The 1,425-nt window shown below is 65.6% G+C and carries 2 protein-coding genes; one reads left to right on the top strand and one right to left on the bottom strand.

Annotation, left to right across the window (positions count from 1 at the left end; translation table 11 throughout):
* Window positions 1-131: 131 nt before the first annotated feature.
* Window positions 132-437 carry a hypothetical protein gene (locus EN935_RS35905; RefSeq protein ID WP_023761099.1) on the bottom strand — a complete coding sequence of 102 codons (306 nt, stop codon included), beginning with the start codon at window positions 435-437 and terminating at the stop codon, window positions 132-134.
* Window positions 438-853: 416 nt separating this feature from the next.
* On the opposite strand from EN935_RS35905, the gene EN935_RS35900 reads away from it, so the two are divergent.
* On the top strand, window positions 854-1,425 hold a 572-nt coding region (locus EN935_RS35900; RefSeq protein WP_164771681.1), incomplete at its 3' end, for an ATP-binding protein.

The following is a 1,425-nucleotide window of genomic DNA, read 5'->3' as shown; positions in this document are numbered from 1 at the left end:
GACAGGATTCGCCCGATGGTCGCACCGGGCCGAACCCCGCTACTGCGGCGTTTCTGTTCTGAAGAGAACCGAGCCTAAAGCTGCCAATCTCCGCCTCGTGGGGGAGATTGGCTATCTTCGGGCGTCTCCGCTCAAATCCCCGAGCCGTCCAGCTGCTGGGCGTCTTCGCCTTCCCAAGGCGCCGGCATGGACGCGCGGCTGAGGTTGGCCGTCGGCAGCGGCATCCAGCACTTCAGTTCCGGCTCGGCATATTCGATGACGCGCCCAGGCGAGGAGTCCGACGCGCGCCAGCCTTCCGAGGCGAACTGGTCGGCGCGCGACCAATAGGCGAGGTCGACTTCCGCCGGCCCCTGTTCGGACGGGCGCACCGTGACCAGGATGCGGCTGCCATCCCTCGGCGCCGTCGACATATGGCGCCACCGTTCGGGCTCGTCCATCGCAATTCCTCCTCGCACCTGTTCGTCGGGTGGAGTGTCGCCTTGCGGTCCGAAGGGGTCAACCCAAAGTTTGCGCCGGTGAGCGGCTCTGTACGATGTCAGAACTTGGCGGGATCAGGCGAAGTTGGCGACCGACGTATACTTTGGGGAGTTGGGGTACTTGAAGACGTCGGCCGCCAGGGTGGGGTTGGGACGCACCACGTTGGGGACGCGATGCAAGGTCAGGCTAGGCGCTTGCCTGACATCTGCAATCGGAACGCCGGCCCATGGTGAACGACTGGTTACTATCCACAGGGGTTTACCCGACAGGCCAGTGTCAGGACAGCTGTGCGCAACGCGGAACTGCCGGCCATGCGCGCTCGACGGGCTGTGACCCAGTTGATAAGCCCGTCTGCGAAAGGAGCGCCTGAGTCGAGATGACCGTTGCGATCGAGATGGGACACACGACCGCAGGCGCCCCGGCGAAGCTGGATCTCGAGGAATTGCTGGCGACCCGGCTTTTGGTGCAGGGCAATTCGGGCTCCGGCAAGTCGCATCTGCTGCGGCGCCTGCTGGAGCAGAGCGCGCCCTGGGTGCAGCAGACCATCATCGACCCCGAAGGCGACTTCGTGTCGCTTGGCGATCGTTACGGCCATCTGGTGATCGATGCCGAGCAACATACCGAGCGCGGCCTGCAGGCGGCCGGCGAGCGGGCGCGCATCCATCGCGTCTCCACGGTGCTCAATCTCGAAGGGCTCGATGCCGAGAACCAGATGCGGCGCGCTGCTGCCTTCCTCGGCGGGCTGTTCGAGGTCGCCCGCGACCACTGGTACCCGATGCTGGTGGTGGTGGACGAGGCGCAGCTGTTCGCGCCGGCGGTGGCGGGCGAGGTTTCCGACGAAGCGCGCAAACTTTCGCTCGGCGCCATGACCAATTTGATGTGCCGTGGCCGCAAACGCGGGCTGGCCGGCATCATCGCCACCCAGCGGCTGGCCAAGCTCGCCAAGAA

Origin of the sequence: Mesorhizobium sp. M7D.F.Ca.US.004.03.1.1 (assembly GCF_003998635.1) — a bacterium.
GTDB lineage: Bacteria > Pseudomonadota > Alphaproteobacteria > Rhizobiales > Rhizobiaceae > Mesorhizobium > Mesorhizobium loti.
This window is presented reverse-complemented; position numbering and strand designations above follow the sequence as displayed.